Source organism: Mesorhizobium sp. M7A.F.Ca.CA.001.10.2.1 (genome assembly GCF_003998575.1).
Lineage (GTDB): Bacteria > Pseudomonadota > Alphaproteobacteria > Rhizobiales > Rhizobiaceae > Mesorhizobium.
The window spans coordinates 1-1,591 of sequence record NZ_RZQY01000966.1 but is presented as its reverse complement, the minus strand read 5'-3'; the positions used below and the strand labels follow the sequence as shown (position 1 = coordinate 1,591).

The window sequence follows — 1,591 nt, the reverse complement described above, 5'->3', positions numbered from 1 at the left end:
ATGCAGGAGATTGGTGAAGCCAACGCCCAGCCAGCGCGCTTCCTCCTCCAGCAAGGCCGAGGCAAGAGCGTCCTGCAGCCGTGCCGCCTCGACGACATGGCGGCCGGTCACCTCCGCGTCCGCTGACAAGCGTCGCAAGGTAGAGCCGTCTCCGGCTGCCGTGGCGGCGCTGGCGCGGCGGCCAAGTGCCGTTCCCGACGCGATGGCCTCGAAGCAGCCAACGACACCGCATACGCAGCGCTCGCCTTCATTGGTGATGGTCATGTGACCGATCTCGGCTGCAAGGCCACGGCGGCCATGCAGGATGCGCCCGTCGACGACGACACCGCCGCCGATGCCGGTCGAAACCGTGACAAAGACCAGCGAGCGAGCGCCATGACCGGCGCCGAAGCGCCATTCGCCGAGCGCCGCGGCATTGGCGTCGTTCTCCAGCCGCACCGGCAGGCCGAGCCGCCGTTCCAGGATGTCGGCAAGCGGCACGTCCAGCCAGCCGGCGAGCGTCGGCGGGCCGACGGCGATGCCGGCCAGCGGATCGAGCGGCCCCGGTGCACCGACGCCGACGCCGACGACCGAAAGTGCCGGGGCCTCGGCATGGACTGTCGCCGCCAACGCCTCGATCTGGCCGATCACCACATCGGGACCGGCCAGCGCCTGCGTCGGCACCGCCGCGAATGCCAGGATCTTGCCGTCGCGGTCGACCAAGGCGGCGCGAAGCTCCGTCCCGCCAAGATCGATCGCAAGGGCGGCTTCTGATGTCATGCCGCGACCTTCAAGCCGTGCAGCCAGCCGATGCGGCCGGCGAGATCCTTGTCACCGAAGGCGAGCGAACCGAGAACCACGGTTTCGGCCCCGGCGGCACGCAGCAACGGCACGGTCTCGTGGCGGATGCCGCCATCGGCCGCCAGAACCACTTGCGCCTCGCGGCCGGCCTCTCTCAGGATGGCGCGGGCAGCGCCCAGCCTGTCGCAGGCCTTGTCCGACAGGCTCTGTCCCTTGACGCCGATTGCGGTTCCAAGAAGCGTCACGAAGGCGACTTCCGGGACGAAGGCCGTCACCGCTTCCACAGGCGTCTCCAGCCTGAGTACGACGCCGGCCTCGGCGCCGAGCTCCCGCGCCAGCCGCACGGCGCGCAATCCGGCTTCGCCATTCTCGGCATGGACGCTGATCATGTCGGCGCCGGCTTCGATGAACTGGCGCGTCTGCGCCTCGACGATTGCTTCATCGACCATCAGGTGGACATGGATGGGTTTCGCCGTCAGCCCTGCGATGCGGGCGACGAGATCGGGGAAGAACAGGAAGGACGGTGCGAAATGACCGTCCGCCACATCGATATGATGAAGATCGACATAGGGCTCGATGCGCTTCAAGTCGTTTTCGAAATTGGCGAGATTGGCCGACCAGAGCGAGAATTCGGCGATCATCCGGTCGCGCGGCAATGCGGCGATGGCGGCCGGGCCTGAGAGAGGTTTCGAGGTCATGACTGGTCCTGGTTGTTGAAATTCATGTCGAGAAAGTCCGCGATGGCGGCGCGAATTTCGGCGAAATGGCACTCCTTGTCGGTGGCCTTCGGCATCACCTCGGCAAAGGTCGC

The 1,591-nt window shown here is 67.2% G+C and carries 2 protein-coding genes; both read right to left on the bottom strand.

Features of this window, described 5'->3' with window-relative positions; translation table 11 throughout:
* Nucleotides 1-759, bottom strand: a 759-nt coding sequence (locus EN964_RS34015; RefSeq protein ID WP_164776342.1) for an ROK family protein, incomplete at its 3' end; no start/stop codon positions are given.
* Nucleotides 756-1,478, bottom strand: coding sequence for a ribulose-phosphate 3-epimerase (locus EN964_RS34010; protein WP_127272187.1), 723 nt, complete (start codon nucleotides 1,476-1,478; stop codon nucleotides 756-758). The genes EN964_RS34015 and EN964_RS34010, both read right to left, overlap by 4 nt.
* Nucleotides 1,479-1,591: the final 113 nt, after the last annotated feature.